This is a genomic window from Variovorax glucosi, assembly GCF_051216695.1.
Lineage (GTDB): Bacteria > Pseudomonadota > Gammaproteobacteria > Burkholderiales > Burkholderiaceae_C > Variovorax.
In genome coordinates this window covers 495,738-514,908 of the sequence record NZ_JBPJZE010000003.1, presented here as the reverse complement: position 1 = coordinate 514,908, position 19,171 = coordinate 495,738, and the positions used below count along the sequence as shown (strand labels likewise).

At 64.4% G+C, this 19,171-nt stretch carries 19 protein-coding genes; 16 read left to right on the top strand and 3 right to left on the bottom strand.

Going from position 1 to position 19,171, the window contains the following annotated elements; translation table 11 throughout:
• Positions 1-20: 20 nt before the first annotated feature.
• Positions 21-416, top strand: a complete 396-nt coding sequence (gene cueR, locus ACSFA3_RS17110) for a Cu(I)-responsive transcriptional regulator (protein WP_435506678.1) — start codon at positions 21-23, stop codon at positions 414-416.
• Here cueR and ACSFA3_RS17105 read toward each other — a convergent pair.
• Positions 413-1,384: a YcjF family protein gene (locus tag ACSFA3_RS17105; protein WP_435506677.1), complete on the bottom strand. Its 972-nt coding sequence runs from the start codon at positions 1,382-1,384 to the stop codon at positions 413-415. The two genes, cueR and ACSFA3_RS17105, sit on opposite strands and share 4 nt — an antisense overlap.
• Positions 1,385-1,898: 514 nt before the next feature.
• Between ACSFA3_RS17105 and creB the strand changes: the two genes are divergently transcribed.
• From creB to ACSFA3_RS17080, 5 genes are all read left to right on the top strand, one after another.
• Positions 1,899-2,675: a two-component system response regulator CreB gene (gene creB, locus ACSFA3_RS17100; RefSeq protein WP_435506676.1), complete on the top strand. Its 777-nt coding sequence runs from the start codon at positions 1,899-1,901 to the stop codon at positions 2,673-2,675.
• Positions 2,672-4,108: a two-component system sensor histidine kinase CreC gene (gene creC, locus ACSFA3_RS17095; protein WP_435506675.1), complete on the top strand. Its 1,437-nt coding sequence runs from the start codon at positions 2,672-2,674 to the stop codon at positions 4,106-4,108. The genes creB and creC overlap by 4 nt, the downstream gene beginning before the upstream one ends.
• Before the next feature lie 86 nt (positions 4,109-4,194).
• Positions 4,195-6,288, top strand: coding sequence for a VIT and vWA domain-containing protein (locus ACSFA3_RS17090; protein ID WP_435506674.1), 2,094 nt, complete (start codon positions 4,195-4,197; stop codon positions 6,286-6,288).
• Between the two features lie 14 nt (positions 6,289-6,302).
• A complete protein-coding gene (gene xrtQ / locus ACSFA3_RS17085) occupies positions 6,303-7,799 on the top strand; it encodes an exosortase Q (protein ID WP_435506673.1) in 1,497 nt (498 codons plus the stop codon).
• A 15-nt stretch (positions 7,800-7,814) separates the two neighbouring features.
• On the top strand, positions 7,815-9,068 hold the full coding sequence (locus tag ACSFA3_RS17080) for a biosynthetic peptidoglycan transglycosylase (protein WP_435506672.1): 1,254 nt from the start codon (positions 7,815-7,817) through the stop codon (positions 9,066-9,068).
• 23 nt (positions 9,069-9,091) lie between these two features.
• Here the strand turns inward: ACSFA3_RS17080 and ACSFA3_RS17075 are convergent, their stop codons facing one another.
• Positions 9,092-9,244 (bottom strand): hypothetical protein, encoded by a 153-nt coding sequence (locus ACSFA3_RS17075; protein WP_435506671.1) that lies wholly within the window; start codon positions 9,242-9,244, stop codon positions 9,092-9,094.
• A 214-nt stretch (positions 9,245-9,458) separates the two neighbouring features.
• Between ACSFA3_RS17075 and ACSFA3_RS17070 the strand changes: the two genes are divergently transcribed.
• The 7 genes from ACSFA3_RS17070 to ACSFA3_RS17040 all read left to right on the top strand — a co-directional run bounded on the left by ACSFA3_RS17070 (position 9,459) and on the right by ACSFA3_RS17040 (position 15,462).
• Positions 9,459-10,496: an ABC transporter ATP-binding protein gene (locus ACSFA3_RS17070; protein WP_435506670.1), complete on the top strand. Its 1,038-nt coding sequence runs from the start codon at positions 9,459-9,461 to the stop codon at positions 10,494-10,496.
• A gap of 53 nt (positions 10,497-10,549) precedes the next feature.
• Positions 10,550-11,839 (top strand): ABC transporter substrate-binding protein, encoded by a 1,290-nt coding sequence (locus ACSFA3_RS17065; protein WP_435506669.1) that lies wholly within the window; start codon positions 10,550-10,552, stop codon positions 11,837-11,839.
• A gap of 8 nt (positions 11,840-11,847) precedes the next feature.
• Positions 11,848-12,765, top strand: a complete 918-nt coding sequence (locus ACSFA3_RS17060) for an ABC transporter permease (RefSeq protein ID WP_435506668.1) — start codon at positions 11,848-11,850, stop codon at positions 12,763-12,765.
• A 1-nt stretch (position 12,766) separates the two neighbouring features.
• Positions 12,767-13,657, top strand: coding sequence for an ABC transporter permease (locus ACSFA3_RS17055; RefSeq protein ID WP_435506667.1), 891 nt, complete (start codon positions 12,767-12,769; stop codon positions 13,655-13,657).
• 25 nt (positions 13,658-13,682) lie between these two features.
• Positions 13,683-14,423 (top strand): aspartate/glutamate racemase family protein, encoded by a 741-nt coding sequence (locus tag ACSFA3_RS17050; protein ID WP_435506666.1) that lies wholly within the window; start codon positions 13,683-13,685, stop codon positions 14,421-14,423.
• 29 nt (positions 14,424-14,452) lie between these two features.
• Positions 14,453-14,776, top strand: coding sequence for a thioredoxin family protein (locus ACSFA3_RS17045; protein ID WP_435506665.1), 324 nt, complete (start codon positions 14,453-14,455; stop codon positions 14,774-14,776).
• 116 nt (positions 14,777-14,892) lie between these two features.
• Positions 14,893-15,462, top strand: a complete 570-nt coding sequence (locus tag ACSFA3_RS17040) for a Spy/CpxP family protein refolding chaperone (RefSeq protein ID WP_435506664.1) — start codon at positions 14,893-14,895, stop codon at positions 15,460-15,462.
• 98 nt (positions 15,463-15,560) lie between these two features.
• Here ACSFA3_RS17040 and ACSFA3_RS17035 read toward each other — a convergent pair whose 3' ends face one another.
• The gene (locus tag ACSFA3_RS17035; RefSeq protein WP_435506663.1) at positions 15,561-15,923 is read right to left on the bottom strand and encodes a serine/threonine protein kinase; all 363 of its coding nucleotides are present in this window, start codon (positions 15,921-15,923) and stop codon (positions 15,561-15,563) included.
• A gap of 227 nt (positions 15,924-16,150) precedes the next feature.
• On the opposite strand from ACSFA3_RS17035, the gene ACSFA3_RS17030 reads away from it, so the two are divergent.
• From ACSFA3_RS17030 to ACSFA3_RS17020, 3 genes are read left to right on the top strand one after another with little or no spacing between them, the layout of a single operon-like run.
• On the top strand, positions 16,151-16,963 hold the full coding sequence (locus tag ACSFA3_RS17030; RefSeq protein ID WP_435506662.1) for an endonuclease/exonuclease/phosphatase family protein: 813 nt from the start codon (positions 16,151-16,153) through the stop codon (positions 16,961-16,963).
• On the top strand, positions 16,960-18,189 hold the full coding sequence (gene clsB / locus ACSFA3_RS17025; protein WP_435506661.1) for a cardiolipin synthase ClsB: 1,230 nt from the start codon (positions 16,960-16,962) through the stop codon (positions 18,187-18,189). The genes ACSFA3_RS17030 and clsB overlap by 4 nt, the downstream gene beginning before the upstream one ends.
• Complete coding sequence (locus tag ACSFA3_RS17020; protein WP_435506660.1) at positions 18,186-19,169, top strand: lysylphosphatidylglycerol synthase domain-containing protein; 984 nt, start codon at positions 18,186-18,188, stop codon at positions 19,167-19,169. Before clsB ends, ACSFA3_RS17020 begins: the two co-directional genes overlap by 4 nt.
• Positions 19,170-19,171 lie beyond the last annotated feature (2 nt).

Genomic DNA, 19,171 nt, shown 5'->3' with positions numbered 1-19,171 from the left:
GGTCTCCGGTGAACGAAACCATGTTGCTCAGTATTGGCGAGGCTGCCGAACGCTCGGGCGTGTCGGCGCGCATGTTGCGGCACTACGAAGGTCTCGGCCTGCTCGGTCGCGTGGCGCGCACCGAGAAGGGCTATCGCCAGTACACCGAAGCCGACATCCATAGCCTGCGTTTCATCAAGCGCGCGCGCGACCTCGGTTTTTCCATCGATGAGATCTCCGAACTGATGGGGCTCTGGCAGAACCGCCGCCGTGCGAGCAGCAGCGTCAAGCGCATCGCGGAGAAACACCTGGCCGAACTCGAGCAGCGCATCGCCGATATGCAGGCAATGCAGCGCACGCTGTCGACGCTCGTGCATTGCTGCCACGGAGACGCACGACCGGACTGTCCTATCCTGGAAGACCTGGCAGGAAGCTAGGCGCCGCGCACCATCGCCAGGACCTGCGACGGATTCAGCGTGCGGGCTTTTTCCTGGATCGCCGGCAGGTAGCGCGTCTGCAGGCTCTTGCCTTCCTGCGTGACGCTGGCATAGGTGTCCTTCAGCATCTGCGTCGACAGGGTGCGACCTCCACCGTAATAGCGCTTCGCCACATGCCCCAGCGCATAGGTGCTGGCAAAGCTCATCCCCGAGCTGACCGCCTGATTGCCCAGGCCGCGCAACAGCCCGCCGCCGACCTTGCCGAGCAACCCGCCCAGAAGCTTTCGTCCGGCCTGTTCGAGGTACTGCGAAGTCAGGCCGACGCCGACCGTCGCCAGAAAGTCCTTCACGTGACCGCTGTCTAGCGTGTAGCCATGCGCCTTGCCGATACGGTAGACCAGCTTCATCTGCAGCGGAATGATCGCCATCGTCGACAGCGTTTCGGGCAGCAGTTCGAGCGCGCCGTTCAGGATGGCAGCATTCAGGATCGCCTTGTCGAGTTCGACCTCATCGACCGCTGCCGATGTGACGACCGGACCGGCATCCGACGTCGCGGCAGAGGCGGCAGCCAAAGCCGTGCCGGCGGCCAGCGGCACGGCAGCCAACGCCTCCGCATCCTGCGTGAAGGCAGCGGCCGTTCCGGCGTCCAGACCCAGCGAAGTGCGCACCTCGCGAAGGAACTCCTGTTCCGCCCTGCTCTGGGCGCCATCCGCGTCGCAGACGCAGACCGCCATTTCATAAGCCAGTTGCCGGGCGTCATCGGTGGTGAGCGCTGACGCCACATCGGAAAGCGATACACGTTTTATCAACACGTCCTGATAGAGCGTGGGCAGATGAATGCCGTCGGCCTGCGACAGGTTCTCGGCGATGCGTTTGATCTCCGATCGCTCGCGTTCATGCTTTTCGCCGTCGACGAAAGCGGCCAGAAGGCTGAGTTTCACGATCGCAGCGGTTTCGGTGGGGTTCATATCCAGATCCTTGATGTTTGAAAGCCAGCTTATTTCGATCGCAGGCTTTCTCCCCACAAAGCCTGAGCAACTCTGTGGATAACCCGGGCACTTCCATGTAGAGGGCTCGCAAGTCGTTGTTCTATATAGGAAAACAACGCGGTGCTCAAAATTTAAGCAGTGCATTTTCTGTGATGAATTCCTCCTTTCACAGAATTTCGCGATGCTGTCAAAGGACAACTCTGGGGAGCGATCCGGCACAACCGGGGGGTTATCCACAGGGGGGTGGGCTCAGCCGAAGTTGTCCCTTTGGCCGCGACAGCAGAAAACGCGGCTGCACACATGGAAAAAAGTGATGCAAGCCGTTGTCAGGATTGATGAAAAGTGACCTGTCCACAGAAAAGTGCGTCCCTTATCTACTACTACTAATTTAAATAAGAGAAATAAGAGATAGGAAGCAGGCGCAAGCCTGCCGCGAAATAAACAGCTCCGTCCGCGTCGCGGACATCGCAGCGGGCTGGCTAACATCCGACGCATGAGCGCACTGCCTGCCGGGTTCAAACCGAAAATCCTGATCGCTGAAGACGAATCGGGCATCGCCGATACGCTGCAATACGTGCTGAGAAGCGATGGCTTCACACCCGTCTGGTGTGCGACGGCCGAGGCGGCCATCTCCGAATTCATGCGGGAACCGCCGGCGCTGGCCATCCTGGACATCGGTCTGCCTGACCTGAACGGCTTCGAACTGTTCAAGCGGCTGCATGCCATCAGTCGCGCGACGGGCGGCATCGAGGTGCCGATGCTGTTTCTGACGGCTCGCAGCGACGAAATCGATCGGGTGGTCGGTCTCGAGCTCGGAGCCGACGACTACATCGCGAAACCTTTTTCTCCAAGAGAACTCGTGGCAAGGGTCAGAACCATCCTGAGACGCAGCGTGCGCGCCTCGACCCCGTTTCCTGTGGTCCACCCCGTCCAAAGGGAAGAAAACGCATCACGGCCGTTCCTGGTGGATGAGGCGAGGCATCGGATCCGCTACTACGACTGCATCCTGGAACTGTCTCGCTACGAGTACGGACTGCTGCGCCTGCTGGTGCAACGCCCTGGCCGCGTCTACACACGCGACGAACTGATGGCGCGAGTCTGGGACGATCCGGGCGACACTTTCGATCGCACCGTCGATGCCCACGTCAAGACGCTGCGCGCCAAGCTGAAGGCCGTCGCGCCCGAAGTCGAGCCCATCCGCACGCTGCGCGGCACCGGCTATGCGCTGAACGAGGACCTTCCGGCTTCGCGCACCCTCCCGGCAGGATGAACAAGCGCTCGCGAATCTTTCTCGGCATCCTGCTGATCTATGCGGCTGGCATCGCTTTCCTGCTCTACAGCGTGGTGGCGGATATCGATCCGCGCTACCGCGAATCGGCGGAAGAATCGCTGGTCGACACTTCGCAGCTGATGGCGAGCCTGGTCGAGCAGGACGTCGTCGCCGGTGCCATCAACACGGCGAAGCTGGAACCGGTCTTCCAGTCGCTCGCATCGCGCCAGTTCTCGGCGCAGATCTACAACCTGCACAAGAGCCGCGTCGACATGCGCGTCTATGTCACCGACAGGAACGGACGCGTGCTTTTCGATTCGCGCGGCCTGCAGACCGGCGCCGACTTTTCGCGCTGGAACGACGTCAGCCGTTCGCTGGCGGGGCTCTACGGCGCACGCACCTCGCGCGATGTCGAAAGCGATGCCCGCACCTCCGTGATGTATGTCGGCGCACCGATCCGCTGGAACGACGAGATCGTCGGCATGGTCGGCATCGGAAAGCCGATCCGGAGCTTTGGCCAGTTCATCGAGGATGCGCGGGCGCGCACGCTGTGGGTCGGCGTCGGCTCGGCTTTCGCGCTGCTGGTGCTGGCGGTGATCGTGTCTGCCTGGCTGGTGCGGCCTTTCGGACTGATCGCCGACTATCTCGCCTGGGTCCGGACACAGCAGCGCCTGAGCCTGTCGCGCATGGTCCGACGCGCCGTCGACACGTTGCGCGGCGGTTTTCGGGAAATGCGCGATGCGCTGACCGGCCGCAATTACGTCGCCGACTACGTTCAGACCTTCACGCATGAAGTGAAAAGCCCCTTGTCGGCGATTCGTGGCGCCGCCGAACTGCTGCAGGAACCGGCGATGCCGCAGGAGGAACGCGAACGTTTCCTCGGCAATATCGCGCGTGAAACGCTGCGCATCCAGGAAATCGTCGACCGGATGATGGAACTCACGGCGCTCGAAACACGCCGTGTGCTCGACCGCACGGAGCCGGTCGGTCTGGCCTCGCTGCTGGACGATGTCGTCGCCAGTGCGCGCGGTGCGGCTGCTGCGCGCAATCTGCGCATCGTGCTCGACCTGCGCGCCGAGCCCGTGGTCGAAGGCGATCCGTTCCTGCTGCGCCGCGCTGCGAGCAATCTGCTCGACAACGCCATCGACTTTGCACCCGAAGGCAGCGAGGTGCGCATCGGCCTCGATGCGAGCGCACGCGATGCACAAGTCAGCGTGCGCGACAGCGGCCCTGGCATTCCGGATTACGCGCGGGACAAAGTCTTCCAGCGCTTCTATTCGCTCGCGCGGCCGCACAGCGCGAAGAAAAGCACCGGACTCGGGCTGGCGTTCGTGAAGGAGATCGCGACGCTGCATCGCGGCAAGGCAGAACTCGGCAACGCGCGCGGCGGCGGCGCACTGGCCGTGCTCACGCTGCCGCTGAAAAAGCGCTGACTTCACACAGACTTCACACTGGCTTCCCGGGCGTTGCCGACATTGCGTCACCGTGCAAACCGCACGACGACACAAGGATTGACGCCATGCCTCGACTACCCCGTTTCATCTGGGCCGCAACCCTCGCTCTCGCGGCCTTCGCCGTCGTGCTGCTCACGGCCCGTCCGCTGAATGCGCAGGAACGATCTGCCGACGCCTCCAGCGACAGGCAACGTACCGGGAGCCCCTACTTCTTCGTCAGGAGCGACGATCCGTATGTCGACGCGCTGCCGCTGAAGAACACCGCTGTCGACGTGAAGATCTCCGGCGTGATCGCGGACGTGACCGTCACGCAGACCTACCGCAACGAAGGTCGGCGCGCCATCGAAGCGCGCTATGTCTTCCCGGGCTCGACGAAGGCCGCGGTCGGCGGTCTCAATGTTCGGCTGGGCGATCGCCTCATCACCGCGCAGATCCGTGAAAAGCAACAGGCGCGCATCGAATACGACGTGGCCAAGAAAGAGGGAAAGACCGCGGCGCTGCTCGAACAGCACCTGCCGAATGTGTTCCAGATGAATGTCGCCAACATCCTGCCGGGCGACGATGTAAAGGTCGAACTTCGCTATACCGAATTGCTGGTGCCGAATGCCGGCAACTACCAGTTCGTGTTTCCGACGGTGGTCGGGCCGCGCTACAACAGCCCGCAATCCACAGAAGCGCAATCGACCTGGGTCGCACAGCCGACGCTGCGCGGCGGCAAGCCGTCGAATGCCGGCTTCCAGCTCAAGATTGCGATGGACACGCCGATGGGGCTGAAGGAGATCCGCTCCACGACGCATGCCATCGGCGTGAAGAAGAAGGAAGACGACCGCCATGCCGACGTGGTCGTCGCGGACAGCACCGCCGACCGCGACTTCGTGCTCGACTACCGGCTGGCCGGCGAGAAGATCGAGTCGGGGCTGATCCTCTACAGGGGCCAGGGCAACGGAGCCGGCAAAGGAACCGGCGAGGGCACCGAAAACTTCTTCCTCGCCATGATCGAGCCGCCAAAGTCGATCGCAGCCGATGCGTTATCGCCGCGCGACTACATCTTCGTGGTCGACATCTCGGGTTCGATGCACGGCTTTCCGCTCGACACGGCGAAGGCGACGCTCGAACGCCTGATCGGCGGACTGCGGCCCAGCGACACCTTCAACGTGCTGCTGTTTTCGGGCAGCAACAGGATGCTGTCGCCGAAGTCGGTGCTTGCGACGCGCGCCAACATATCGAAGGCGCTGGCGACGATCCAGGGTCACGAAGGCGGCGGCAGTACCGAGCTGATTCCTGCGTTGAAGCGCGTCTATGCGGAGCCGAAGGCACCGGACGTCTCGCGCACGGTGGTCGTCGTCACCGACGGCTACGTGACGGTGGAGCGCGAAGCCTTCGAACTGGTCCGGAAGAACCTGTCGAAAGCCAACCTCTTCGCCTTCGGCATCGGCTCGTCGGTCAACCGGCATCTCATGGAGGGACTGGCGCGCGCCGGCATGGGCGAGCCTTTCATCATCACCGACCCGGTGCAGGCACCCGAGCAGGCCGCGCGTTTTCGCCGCATGGTCGAGTCGCCGGTGCTGACCGGCGTGAAAGCGAGATTCGAAGGACTGGACGTGTACGACGTCGAACCGGCCGCGCTGCCCGACGTGCTGGGCGAACGGCCGGTGATCGTGTTCGGCAAATGGCGTGGCGAGGCCAAGGGCCGCATGATCATCGAAGGCCAGGGCGCGAACGGGCCGTACCGGCATGAAATCGCAGTCGATGGCAGATCGGAAAACCACGGCAACGCGCCGGCGCTGCGCGCGCTCTGGGCACGTCACCGCATTGCATCGCTGAGCGACCAGGAAGCGCTCGAGGGCGGTGACATGCTGACCAGGGCCATCACCGAGCTTGGGCTGAAGTACAGCCTGCTGACGCAGTACACCAGCTTCATCGCCGTTGACGAAGTGGTCCGGAATGCCGCGCCGCAGAACACGGTCGGCGTGGATCAGCCCTTGCCTTTGCCGCAGGGCGTCGGCGAATCCGCATTGAGCGAAGCGCAGAGCTTCGGCGCAGCGGTGCCAAGCACGCCGGAGCCGGAACTGCTGGGTGCGGTCGCCGTGGTGCTGTCGATGCTCGCCATGCTGCGGCGGCGCGCGCGCCGGCACGATCCACGCCGTTTCACCGCCTGAGCGAGGGGAAGAAGATGCGATTTCCTGCCCTAGCCTCTCCGATCGGCGGCCTGTCGTTGGCGACTCTTGCGCTGCGCCATCCACGCATCGTCGACAACGGCATCCGGATCGACCGCGTCCCGGCCTGTGCATGGCTTGGCCTGCAGGCTGCGGCGCTGTGGCCGACCTGGCGATGGATGGCCGCGCGCCTGCGCGACGGCTCCGACGATCCGCTCGGCCTCCTCGCGATCGCAGCGCTCGCGTTGCTGCTCTGGACCGTACGTCGCGAGCTGCGCGCGACGCCGCGTCTCGGCTGGTTGCTCCTCGCATCCATCGGCACCACGACGGCCAGCGTGCTGAACGGGGGCGCAATGGTTCCGCCTCTGGTGACCGGGCTGATTGCCGTGCTGGCCTGGTCGTGCGGACTTCTCGCCTTCCTGCCGCGACGAACGGCGGCGTTTCCGGTCGTCGGTCTGGCCGTGCTGGCCTTGCCGTTGTTGTCGTCGCTGCAGTTCTATGCCGGCTATCCGCTGCGCGTCGTCACGGCGGAAGCGAGCCGCTGGTTGCTGATGCCGGGCTTCGACGTGACGCGCGAAGGCAGCACACTGGTCGTCGACGGACTCCAGGTCATCGTCGATGCGCCCTGTTCCGGCGTTCAGATGGTCTGGCTCGGCTATTTCACCGCCTGCGTCGTGGCGCTGTGGGTGCGTCGCGTCGATCGAAGCTTCGTCGCCCGGCTTCCCGTCGTGGGTCTGTCGGTGCTGGCGGGCAATATCGTGCGGAACAGCGTTCTGGTTGGCTTCGAGGCAACCGGGCAGCCGCTGGCGCCCTGGGCGCACGACGTGTGGGGGCTGGCGCTGCTGGCATTCGTGTGCGGAAGCATCTGCTGGGCCATGACATATGAGAAAACGCAAGACGCAACGCCCGGGAAAGCACGTCGAGGCGCGTCGTCTGGCGGGTTGCTGCTGCAGAACCGCTTCATCGACCGCGTCGCGCACAAGACGCTGTTCGCGGTCGCGATGATGCTGAGCCTGATCGGCGGATTCGCCGGCGCGTCTTATTCCGCTTCCTCGACCGCACCGTCCGGCGGCAGGTTCAACGAGTGGCCCGCAGCATGGGACGGCTCAGTGTTGCGGCCGCTGGCTCTGACCGACGTCGAACACCGTTTCGCGCAGCAGTTTCCGGGCGCCATTGCACGCATGACGGATGGCGAACGCATGTTCGTGCTGCGCCGGGTCGACGCGCCGACGCGCATGCTGCATCCCGCAGCGGACTGCTACCGCGCGCTCGGCTATCGCATCGACCAGGCAAGGCTGGAGCGCGACGCGCAGGCGCGGATGTGGCGCTGCTTCTCCACAGTGAAAAACCGGACCGGCAAGCAAGGGCAAACCCTGCGCGTTTGCGAGCGCATCGTCGATGCCGCGGGCATCGCTTTCACCGACACTTCAGCCTGGTACTGGGCCGCTGCGGGTGGCCGTTCGCAAGGTCCCTGGCAAGCGGTGACACGAGTGGAAAGAGCGGCACCGAGCTGATTCGTCGAGGGAATTTTGAAAAGAACGCTGCGTTTCCTGTTGTTCGCGTTGCTGGCGCTGGTCGTCACCTCACTCGTCGCACTGATCCTGATCGCCAGATTGCTGCTCGCGCCAGCGACCGGCGAGTGGATGGTCCCCTGGCGGCTGGGACCGGTCACGCTCGATGTTGGCGTGCCGACGACGATGCGTCTCCTGACGTCACCATGGCTTGCGCCTCGGCTGGCCGGATTCGACGTCGATACGCGCTACGGCCCCGTGCGTCTGGGTTGGGAAGAAAGCAGCGGCAGCCTCATGCTCGATTGCGCACCCTGCAGCGCGCCGGTGCCCGCACTGGGAAGCCAGCCCTTGCGTGTTGCGCAACTCACGGTCACGGTCCGCCGTGATGGCAACCGGCTGTTCGGCCGCTTCGATGCGAAGGCCGACAAGGAAGAATCCCTGCGAGGCCGCTGGGACGGCCGACTGTCGCAGACCTCGCTGCAGATCGACGCCGATATCGACGACGCACCGCTGACCCGCTGGTATGCGGTGCTGGCGCCGGACCTCCAGGAACTTCGGCAGGCGCGGATCGGCGGCAGTCTCGCCATGCATGGCCGTGTCGTGTTGCCGGCCGGCGAACTGGTCCTGCAGCCTCGCGTATCGCAGTTCAGGGTCGAAGGACTGGGTACCGAGGCTGTCGTCGGTGCGCGCAGCAACAGTTGCGGGCCGTCAGCGCGGCTGGCGAACGACAGCTGGCTCGCACGCGCGGTGGTGGCAGCCGAGGATCAGCGTTTCTTCACGCATCCCGGTTACGACCTGGTAGAGCTCGGTGCGGCCGCGAGCGGCAATCACAAGACCGGCGCGGTGGAGCGCGGCGCGAGCACAGTGACTCAGCAACTGGCCAAGCTGCTCTTCACCGGCAGCGAGCGCAGCAGCGAACGCAAGCTGCGCGAGCTGCTCTACGCGGTGGAAATGGAAGAAACGCTCGGCAAGGCGCGCATCCTTCAGCTGTATCTCGACAACGCGCCCTGGGGAGGGACGGTCTGCGGAGCGGAGGCTGCATCGAGACGCTATTTCGGCCGGAGCGCCCGCGCGCTGGAGCCTGCACAGGCCGTCTGGTTGGCCGCCATGCTGCACAAACCGTCCGCAGAACTGGCCGAATGGCGGCGCACCGGAAGCATCGACGCGGCGCGGGCGAAATGGGTAGCAGAAGGAATCCGCGGCATTAGCCGCAACCAGCGCGAAGCGCTGCTCGGATCGATTGCCACGGCTCGCTTTGCGCCGCCGCCTTGAGCCTCCGGTCGCATCTCACGTCCTCACTTGAGGTTGGCGATGATGTAGGCGCAGCCGTTCACGAAAACGATGTGAATGGCAAAGGGTATGCGGTTTTCCGGTGTCGCGAGGCTGATCGCGAGGGTGGCGAACACCAGCGTCAGCAAGCCCAGACCGATAGTGACTTCAGTATCCATCTTGCGAGTTCGGTGACCATGCCGCGCCGAACGGGAGTCGATCGGCGCTTTTCTGCGTTGTTCGGAGCGCCGAATATTAGCGGCTACGGATCAGACGTTGCATATTGTTTGGAATTGAAATGGCAACTTGTGCACAGAGATGGCACCTCGTTGTTTTCGGACGCGCACCTTCCTGGTGCCTGTCGACTTGGCATATGTCTTGCGATGTCGGGGCATGGAAGCTGTCGTTCCCACCCCCGCCGCCGTCGAAATCGTTTCGCTGACCAAGCGCTATGCAGCCGGTACGCCTGCCGCCGTAGACAGCATCGATCTGCGCATAGAGAGCGGCAGCTACTGCTGTCTGCTGGGCCCGTCGGGCTGCGGCAAGAGCACGACGCTGCGCATGATCGCGGGCCACGAGTCAGTGACTTCCGGCGACATCCTGCTGGACAACCGGAACATCACCGATCTGCCCGCCGCAGCGCGCGGCACGGCCATGATGTTCCAGAGCTTCGCGCTGTTTCCGCACCTGTCCGCTCTCGACAACGTGGCCTTCAGCCTGAAGATGAAGGGCGTCGGCAAGGCCGAGCGTCATTCGCGTGCCAACGATCTGCTGGCGCGCGTGGCGATGGGTCACCTGGCCGAGCGCAAGCCGGGTGAACTCTCCGGCGGACAGCAACAGCGCGTGGCGCTGGCGCGCGCGCTGATCACCGAGCCCCGCGTGCTGCTGCTCGACGAGCCGCTTTCGGCCCTCGACCCGTTCCTGCGCATCCAGATGCGCGCCGAACTGCGCCGCTGGCAGAAGGAACTCGGCCTGACTTTCATCCACGTCACCCATTCGCAGGAAGAAGCGATGGCGCTGGCCGACACGATGGTGGTGATGAACCACGGCCTGATCGAGCAGGTGGGCCCGCCGCGCGAGGTCTACAACCATCCGGCCAGCGAATTCGTCGCGCGCTTCATGGGCGGCCACAACGTGCTCGACGTACCGACGGGGAAAGTGGCCGTGCGCAACGACCACATGCACATCGTGCCGGAAAGCGCCGCGTACAGCCTGGGCGCCAACGCCCTCTCCGCCGAGATCACCGATGTCGAATACCAGGGCACCTATGTGCTCCTGGGGCTCGCCCTTGCCGATGCCGCATCCGCCGGCAAGAGCGTGTCGGTGTTGCTCGGCGAAGCGGCCTTCATCGCACGACCGTATGCGCAGGGCGAACGCGTTCGCCTGGGCTGGGCGGATGCCGATGCGCGGACGCTGGCACCGGCTGCCTGAACTTCTCGAACAGACCCAACACCGCAACCAAGAACCCGAAAGAGACTTCCAACATGTCCGAATCCGACCCGATCAAGTCCAACGTCGCCGGCCCGCTCGGAGGCCTGCAGCGCCGCACCCTGCTCCAGGGGACCGCCGGCATTCTGGCTTCCGGCATTGCGCCTTTCGTGCATGCGCAGGAAAAGATCACGCTGCGCTACCTCGGCACGGCGGTGAACCAGGACAAGGCCATCGCCGAGAAGTTCAAGGCCGACACCGGCATCACGATCCAGTACGTGGCCGTGACTACCGACGACGTGACCAAGCGCGCCGTGACCGCGCCCAACAGCTTCGACCTGATCGACACCGAGTACTTCTCGCTCAAGAAGATCGTGCCGACCGGCAACCTGAAGGGCATCGACACCAAGAAGATCAAGAACGCCGACAAGATCACCACGCTCTTCACCAAGGGCGAAGTCGGCGGCAAGAAGGTCGGCGACCAGGGCACGGCGCCGAAGAAGGTGATCTACCTCGAAGGCGAGAAGTCGAAGGTGTTCTCGGCCATGCCGACGCAGTTCATGTCGCTGATCCCGACCGTCTACAACGCCGACACGCTGGGCATCCGTCCCGACCTGATCAAGCGTCCGATCGAATCGTGGGCCGAGTTGCTGAACCCGGAGTTCAAGGGCAAGACCGCGATCCTGAACATTCCGTCGATCGGCATCATGGACGCGGCGATGGTGGTGGAAGCCAAGGGCATCCACAAGTACGCCGACAAGGGCAACATGACCAAGGCCGAAATCGACCTGACGATCAAGACCCTGATCGAAGCCAAGAAGGCCGGTCAGTTCCGCGCGCTGTGGAAAGACTTCAACGAGTCGGTCAATCTGATGGCGTCGGGCGAAGTCGTGATCCAGTCGATGTGGAGCCCGGCCGTGACCGCCGTTCGCACCAAAGGCATCGCCTGCACCTTTCAGCCGCTCAAGGAAGGCTATCGCGCCTGGGCTGCCGGCTTTGGCCTGCCGGCGACGCTGTCGGGCCGGAAGCTCGACGGCGCCTATGAGTTCATCAACTGGTTCCTCGACGGATGGGCTGGTGCGTACCTGAATCGCCAGGGCTACTACAGCGCCGTGCTCGACACGGCCAAGTCCAAGATGGAGGCCTACGAATGGGCCTACTGGATGGAAGGCAAGCCCGCTTCGCAGGACATCAAGAGCCCCACCGGCGACGTGCTGGCGAAGACGGGTTCGGTGCGCGACGGCGGCAGCTACGAACAGCGCATGGGCGGGATCGCCTGCTGGAACGCGGTGATGGACGAGAACGAGTACATGGTCCGGAAATGGAACGAGTTCGTCGCGGCCTGACCTGAGAAATGAGCACTCCAGTCGCATCCGCCCACGCCGCCACAGCCCCGACGCACACCGTCAAGGCCTGGTGGCAGGCGTTGCCTTTTGCGCTCGTGTTTCTCCTGTTCTTCCTGATTCCGCTGGCGCTGATCGCCATGGTCAGCCTCTGGAACTTCAACGAATACGAGCTGATTCCCGCAGTCACGCTGCGCAACTACCTGAGCCTGTTCGAAGGCTGCTCGCGGCTCACCGACAACGGCGATTTCTGCGTCACGCTGAGCACCTACATCAGCACGCTCAAGTTCTGCCTGCTGGTCTGGGGCATCACGCTGCTGATCGGCTTCTCGGTCGCGTATTTCCTGGCGTTCCACGTGCGCTCGGCCACCATGCAGACGGTATTGTTCGTGCTCTGCACCGTGCCGTTCTGGACCTCGAACGTGATCCGCATGATCTCGTGGGTGCCGCTGCTCGGGCGCAACGGGCTGGTCAACCAGGGGCTGATGTCGATGGGCGTGGTCGATCAGCCGGTCGAGTGGCTGCTGTTCTCGAATTTTTCAGTGGTGCTCGCCTTCGTGCACCTCTACACGATGTTCATGATCGTGCCGATCTTCAATTCGATGATGCGCATCGACCGCTCGCTGCTCGAAGCCGCCAGCGACGCCGGCGCCACCGGCTGGCAGACGCTGTGGAACGTGATCGTCCCGCTTTCGCGCACCGGCATCCTGATCGGCTCGATCTTCGTCATCACCATCGTCATGGGCGACTTCGTCACCATCGGCGTGATGGGCGGCCAGCAGATCGCCTCCATCGGGAAGATCATCCAGGTGCAGACGTCCTATCTGCAGTTCCCGCTGGCAGCGGCCAATGCGATGATCCTGCTGGCCGTGGTGCTGATGATCATCTGGGGCCTCACGCGGCTCGTCGACATCCGCAAGGAGCTGTGAGATGAGCCAACGTTTCGGCGAAAAACGTGCAGCGGGCTTCTGGCCTCTGGCGATCGTCTTCGGGCTCTTCGTGCTGTTCCTCTACGGCCCGATGGTCACGATCTTCGTGCTCAGCTTCCAGGGGCCGGAAGGCGGGCTGACCTTTCCGCTGCGCGGCGTGTCGCTGCACTGGTTCCGCCAGCTTGCGGCGGGACTGGGCACCGTCGACATCGGCGCGGCTTTCGGTCGGTCGCTGATGCTGGGCGCGGTCGTGATGCTTTTCACGGTGGTCCTGTCGGTGCTCGCCGGGCTGGCGTTCCGCAAGAAGCTCGCGGGCGGCAACACGCTTTTCTTCGTCACCGTGGCCAGCCTGATCATGCCGTCGATCATCGTGTCGCTCGGGATCGGGCTGCAGTTCCGGCTGCTCGATACCGGCATCAAGGACGGTCTCACCGCACTCGGCGCGACCGACCTGCTGGAAAACTACGGCACCTCGCTCGGCCTGCTCACCTCCGCGCTCGGCGCGCACCTGACCTGGACGCTGCCGTTCGGCCTGCTGATCATGTTCGCCGTCTTCAACCGCTTCAACCCGGCCTACGAGGAAGCCGCGCGCGACCTCGGCGCCACGCCGTGGCAGACCTTCCGCCATGTCGTGCTGCCGCTGATCGGCCCGTCGATCGTCGGCATCGGCATGTTCGGCTTCACGCTCAGTTGGGATGAGATCGCGCGCACTTCGCAGGCGATCGGCGACTCCAACACGCTGCCGCTCGAACTGCAGGCGCTGACGTCGACCGTCACCACGCCGTCGATCTATGCGCTGGGCACGGTCACGACGATCGTCTCGCTGGTCGTGATGGGCGTCGCGCTCGGCGCCGTGGCTCTGCTGCGCCGGCGTGCCGTCCAGCGACGCTGATTCTTCGCCCCGACAGGAAACCCGGATGCCACGGCTGCTCGTCATCAACCCCAACACTTCGGCGCCGATCACGGCGATGCTCCAGCGCCATATCCAGACCGTCGCGGGCCCGGCGCTCGACGTGCATGCCGTGACCGCGCGTTTCGGGGCGCCGTACATTTCGTCCGAAGCGGGTTACGCGGTCGCCAGTCATGCCGTGCTCGACGCCTGGGCCGCGACGGTGTCGGAGCCGGCCAACCGGCCCGATGCGGTCCTGGTGGCCTGCTTCGGCGACCCGGGCGTGTTCGCGATGCGCGAAGGTGCGGGCGTGCCTGTCAACGGTCTGGCGGAAGCGGCTTTTTCGGAAGCGGCATGGCATGGCCGATTTGCGATCGTCACCGGCGGCGAGCGCTGGCGGCCGATGTTGTCGCGGCTCGCGGCTGCGCTGGGACACACGCAGACGCTGGCGGGCATCCACACCGTCGCTCCGTCCGGCGCGCAGCTGGCCGCCGATCCGGCTGGCGCCCGCGTGCTTCTGGCGGAAGCCTGCTGCCAGGCGATGGAGCGCTTCAAGGTGCAGGCGGTGATCCTCGGCGGCGCTGGTTTGGCCGGCATGGCCGCGGATATTGCATCGCTGGTGCCGGTGCCGGTGATCGACAGCGTGAGCGCAGGTGCGCAATGGGCTGTGGACGCACTGCGCCGCGGCGACCGCGCGCCGGCCGACGGCACGCACGGCTTCGGCATCGCATGGCAGAACGTTGCCTGGGAATTGGCCGCACTCGACTGATCCCGGCCACGTCGTGGCAGCATGGGCGCATGACGAATCCATACACCCCCGAATCCCAGACCCGCGCCGATATCGATGCGCTGCGCGGACTCGCCGTGCTCGATTTCGGCACCAACTGGTGCGGCCATTGCCAGGCTGCTCGGCCGCTCGTCGACCAGGCTTTGGCCGGTCGTGGCGACGTGGCGCACATCAAGGTGGAAGACGGCAGCGGGCGGCCGCTCGGACGCACGTACCGCGTGAAGCTCTGGCCGACGCTGGTGTTTCTTCGCGATGGAGTGGAGGTGTCGCGGCTGGTGCGGCCGACGGACTCGGCAACCGTTTCCGAGGCGCTTTCGGCCGCAGCGTCCGGGTAGCGCAGGCGGACGTTAACGCCGTCTTTACGCACGCATACGGTGCGCTTACCTCTGCGCCGGGCCGCCGATACATGGCGATCGCAGACTTGGTTTCCCAACCTCGAAAGGAAGCAACCATGATTTCTTCACGTCAACGCATTCTCTGGGCCGGCCTTCTGGCATCGGCGACTTTCGCAGCCGCTGCGCAAACCCCGCCGCCGGCTTCGGTACCGACGAATTCGCCGGCCGCAATTGCTGCTGCCGCGCAGCATCGTGCCGGCAACGATCCTGCCGACAAGATGACCCGGCCGCACGATGGCAAAGGCATGGAGCGTATGCAGGAGCGCCGCGCCAGGCACCTGAACGATCTCAAGGCCAAGTTGAAGCTCGATGCATCCCAGCAAGGCGCATGGTCGACGTTCATGACATCGATCCAGCCGCCGCCGATGGCACAGCGTCCCGACCGCGCAGCGATGCGCGCCGAGTTCGAGAAGCTCACCACGCCACAGCGCCTGGACCGCATGCAGGCGCGTCAGGCCGAACGCGCGGCCATGGCATCCAGGCGCGCCGATGCGACCCGCGCGTTCTACGCCACACTGAAGCCCGAACAGCAGAAGACATTCGATGCCGAGTCGATGCGCTTCGAGCCGCGAGGCGAACATGGACCGCGCGGTCACGGTGAGCACGGCCCGGCTCCCAAAGGCTGATGCCTTGGTCGGCTGAAGACGTAAAAAAACCCGCAGCGCGATGGCGTTGCGGGTTTGTTGTCTTGGAAGCCCGAAGGCTTCCTTGAGAAAACGAAAACTTACTTGGCTGGCACGAACACCTGGCCGTCCTTCGGCTTTGCCATCTTGGCTTCGTTGCGCACTTCGGCGCGGGTCGTGCCGCTGTTGACCTTTGGTGCGGCGTTGATCTGACCGTTGGTACGGGTCGATGCCTGGCCCTTGGGAATGTCGGTGTTCGTCAGATTGTTGGCGTTGGCCTTTGCGCCGGCCTTCACATCGGCGCGGTCGGCTGGCATCGTGCCGCTCGGACGCTGCGTCTGTGCACGGTCGGACACACCGGTCTGTGCATTGATGTTGGCGGTGCCCGGGGTGGTCTGGGCGGAAGCTGCGCCTGCGGCCAGAAGGCCTGCAACGAAAACGGTAGCGATCAGATTGTGTTTCATGGTGTCTTCCTTCGAGGTGTGATCCGGAGATCGAATAATGATTGGCTTCTAAAAACAGGTTTCTCTCAACGAGTCTTTTCGAAGACTCTGAGATGGACATTAACGGTGTTCCGGTGTTAGGCCTGTGAGGCGGCGGCACGCAAATATGTAGGACGTGAAGGCGCCGCAGCCGAAGTAGCTGGCGCGTCCTACAGCGTGTAAAAGGAGTGGGCTCTACAAACTTCACCATGTCTTCCACTCGTACTTCTCCTTCGACTTCTTCTTCCTCGGCCGAGCCGTCCACGCCCGCCGCCGTGACGTCGCTCAAGGTGATGACGGTGAACACGCACAAGGGTTTCACCGCGCTGAATCGCAGGTTCATCCTGCCCGAGCTGCGGGAGGCCGTCCGCACGGTGGGCGCCGACGTCGTCTTTCTCCAGGAAGTCCAGGGTACGCACGACCGCCATGCGCGCAAGCACAGCAACTGGCCGGAAGCCCCTCATTACGAATTCCTTGCCGACACCATGTGGCCGCAATTCGCCTACGGTCGTAACGCGGTCTATCCGAAGGGTCATCACGGCAACGCTGTGCTGTCGAAGTTTCCGATCGTCAATTACACCAACCACGACGTGTCCATCGCCGGACCGGAAAAACGCGGCCTGCTGCATTGCGCCCTGCGTGTTCCCGGCCGGGTTGCCGAAGTGCACGTGATCTGCGCGCATCTGGGCCTTGCCGAATCGCATCGCCAGCAGCAGCTCGAGCTTCTCTGCCACATCGTTCGCGATGAGGTTCCGGCCGATGCGCCGCTGGTCGTCGCAGGCGACTTCAACGACTGGCGAGGTCGCGCGCACGACATCCTCGAAAAAGGCGCGTCGCTGCAGGAAGTGTTCGTGCAGGCCAACGGCTCTGCGGCCAAGACCTTTCCGGCGCGGTTCCCCATCCTGTCGCTGGACCGCATCTATGTGCGCAATGCCGGCGTGCATTCGCCGGTCGTGCTGCCGCGCCGGCCGTGGTCGCATCTTTCGGATCACGCCCCGCTGGTCGCGGAGATCCAGCTGTGAACCGCTGGATCCCGGGCAACACGATCGAACTGCTCGAAAACGGCGAAGAGTTCTTTCCGCGCGTGTTCGAGGCCATACGGGCGGCGAAGCGCGAAGTCGTCATCGAGACCTTCATTCTTTTCGAGGACAAGGTCGGCAAGGGCCTGCATGCGGCGATGCGGGAGGCGGCACTGCGAGGCGTGAAGGTCGACCTGATGATCGACGGCTTCGGCTCTCCCGACCTCTCGCCTGAATTCATCGGCGGGCTCACGTCGGCCGGCGTGCGGGTGCGGGTGTTCGACCCCGGGCAGCGCTTCTTCGGCACGCGGCTGAACATCTTCCGCCGCATGCACCGCAAGATCGTCGTCGTCGACGGCGAGCGTGCTTTCGTCGGCGGCATCAACTACTCCGCCGACCACCTGATGGACTTCGGTCCGCAGGGCAAACAGGATTACGCGGTCGAACTGACCGGGCCGATCGTGCCGGACATACACCGCTTCGTGCTGCGAGCGATCGCGGTCGGCGGGAAGAGCCCGGGCTGGTTTCGGCGGCGTCTCAGGGAAGCCAATCACACCGAGCAGCACCCGCATACCGGAGAGGCCGACATCCGCTTCGTCACCCGCGACAACCGGCGCCACACCAACGACATCGAGCGCGAGTACCGACTGGCGATCCGGTCGGCCCGACATCGCGTGGTGATCGCCAACGCGTACTTCTTTCCCGGCTACCGTCTCATCAAGGAAATGCGCCGAGCCGCGATGCGCGGTGTCGACGTGCGACTCATCCTGCAGGGCGAGCCCGACATGCCGATCGTCAAGACGGCAGCCACGATGCTGTACCACCACCTGCTGCATGCGGGCGTGCGCATCTACGAATACTGCGAGCGGCCGCTGCACGGCAAGGTCGCGCTGATGGACGATCAGTGGAGCACCGTCGGCTCCAGCAATCTCGATCCGCTGAGCCTGTCGCTCAATCTGGAATCCAACGTGATCGTGCGCGACAGGGCCTTCAACGAAGTGCTTTACGGGCGGATGGACGACCTGATGCAGAACGCCTGCAAGCAGATCACGACCGACCAGCTCACCGGCTGGAGCGGCTGGCGGCTGGTGCGCAGCTTCTTCATCTTCCATCTGCTGCGCTGGTGGCCATCCATGGTCGGCTGGCTGCCGCGGCACACGCCGAAACTGAAGCCGCTGCACACGCCCGAGCCCCGCGCCGGCGGCGCCACGCAGACGGACGTCGCATGAACGCGACCGCGCCGGGCTCGGTGTGGTCCCGGCTTCGGCAAAAGCCGTGGTGGCCCTGGGCCAAACGCATCGCCATCGTCGGTTTTGCGGTGTTCGTCATCACGTTGCTGGTGATCAACGCCCGCGCGATCGAGTGGGCCGAAGTATTCACCGCCGTGCGCGCCTATCCGATTCGCACGCTGCTGATCGCGGCTGCGCTCGGCGCCGCGAGCCATGTGGTCTACAGCACCTTCGACCTCATCGGCCGGCACTACACCGGCCACAGGCTGCCGGCGCCCACGGTGATGGCGATCGCCTTCGTGAGCTACGCCTTCAACCTGAATCTCGGCACCGTCGTCGGTGCGGTGGCGATGCGCGTGAGGCTCTACACGCGGCTGGGTCTCGACGGTGCCGACGTGGCGCGCATCGTCGGCGCCAGCATGCTGACGAACTGGCTCGGCTACTTCCTGCTCGCCGGGCTGGCCTTCATCTGGTGGCCGCTGAAGCTGCCGGACGACTGGCATGTCGGCATCGGGGCGCTTCATGCCGTGGGATTCGTTCTGGTCGCGATTTCGCTGGCTTATGTGGCGCTTTGCGCGTTCTCGAAGCGCCGCGAGTGGACGGTCAAGGGTCACGAGATTGCACTGCCGGCATTCCGTGTGGCGCTGGTTCAGCTGTTCATCTCGAGCCTCAACTGGGCGCTGATGGGCGCGACGATGTATGTGCTGATGCAGGGCAAGGTGGCCTATCCGCTGGTCCTGGGGGTGTTGCTGATCGGCGCGGTCGCCGGACTGCTGTCGCGCGTGCCGGCCGGTCTCGGCGTCCTGGAAGCGCTTTTCATCGCCCTGCTTTCGGCGCAGATGTCGCAGCCGGCGCTGATCGCCGGCGTGCTGCTCTACCGGGCGGTGTATTACTGGGTGCCATTGCTCGTGGCCGGGGTGCTCTATCTCGCCATGGAAGCCAGTGCAAAGAGACTGGCGGCAGCAGGGTCTGCGGACTGACT

What these genes read in the sequence shown, in the direction of transcription:
- ACSFA3_RS17070 (WP_435506670.1), top strand. Translation starts at nt 9,459, where the DNA reads ATGGAAGCTGTCGTTCCCACCCCCGCCGCCGTCGAAATCGTTTCGCTG.
- cueR (WP_435506678.1), top strand. Translation starts at nt 21, where the DNA reads ATGTTGCTCAGTATTGGCGAGGCTGCCGAACGCTCGGGCGTGTCGGCG.
- ACSFA3_RS17055 (WP_435506667.1), top strand. Translation starts at nt 12,767, where the DNA reads ATGAGCCAACGTTTCGGCGAAAAACGTGCAGCGGGCTTCTGGCCTCTG.
- ACSFA3_RS17075 (WP_435506671.1), bottom strand. Translation starts at nt 9,244, where the DNA reads ATGGATACTGAAGTCACTATCGGTCTGGGCTTGCTGACGCTGGTGTTC.
- ACSFA3_RS17090 (WP_435506674.1), top strand. Translation starts at nt 4,195, where the DNA reads ATGCCTCGACTACCCCGTTTCATCTGGGCCGCAACCCTCGCTCTCGCG.
- ACSFA3_RS17020 (WP_435506660.1), top strand. Translation starts at nt 18,186, where the DNA reads ATGAACGCGACCGCGCCGGGCTCGGTGTGGTCCCGGCTTCGGCAAAAG.
- creB (WP_435506676.1), top strand. Translation starts at nt 1,899, where the DNA reads ATGAGCGCACTGCCTGCCGGGTTCAAACCGAAAATCCTGATCGCTGAA.
- ACSFA3_RS17040 (WP_435506664.1), top strand. Translation starts at nt 14,893, where the DNA reads ATGATTTCTTCACGTCAACGCATTCTCTGGGCCGGCCTTCTGGCATCG.
- ACSFA3_RS17035 (WP_435506663.1), bottom strand. Translation starts at nt 15,923, where the DNA reads ATGAAACACAATCTGATCGCTACCGTTTTCGTTGCAGGCCTTCTGGCC.
- ACSFA3_RS17060 (WP_435506668.1), top strand. Translation starts at nt 11,848, where the DNA reads ATGAGCACTCCAGTCGCATCCGCCCACGCCGCCACAGCCCCGACGCAC.
- ACSFA3_RS17105 (WP_435506677.1), bottom strand. Translation starts at nt 1,384, where the DNA reads ATGAACCCCACCGAAACCGCTGCGATCGTGAAACTCAGCCTTCTGGCC.
- xrtQ (WP_435506673.1), top strand. Translation starts at nt 6,303, where the DNA reads ATGCGATTTCCTGCCCTAGCCTCTCCGATCGGCGGCCTGTCGTTGGCG.
- ACSFA3_RS17050 (WP_435506666.1), top strand. Translation starts at nt 13,683, where the DNA reads ATGCCACGGCTGCTCGTCATCAACCCCAACACTTCGGCGCCGATCACG.
- ACSFA3_RS17065 (WP_435506669.1), top strand. Translation starts at nt 10,550, where the DNA reads ATGTCCGAATCCGACCCGATCAAGTCCAACGTCGCCGGCCCGCTCGGA.
- creC (WP_435506675.1), top strand. Translation starts at nt 2,672, where the DNA reads ATGAACAAGCGCTCGCGAATCTTTCTCGGCATCCTGCTGATCTATGCG.
- ACSFA3_RS17045 (WP_435506665.1), top strand. Translation starts at nt 14,453, where the DNA reads ATGACGAATCCATACACCCCCGAATCCCAGACCCGCGCCGATATCGAT.
- ACSFA3_RS17030 (WP_435506662.1), top strand. Translation starts at nt 16,151, where the DNA reads ATGTCTTCCACTCGTACTTCTCCTTCGACTTCTTCTTCCTCGGCCGAG.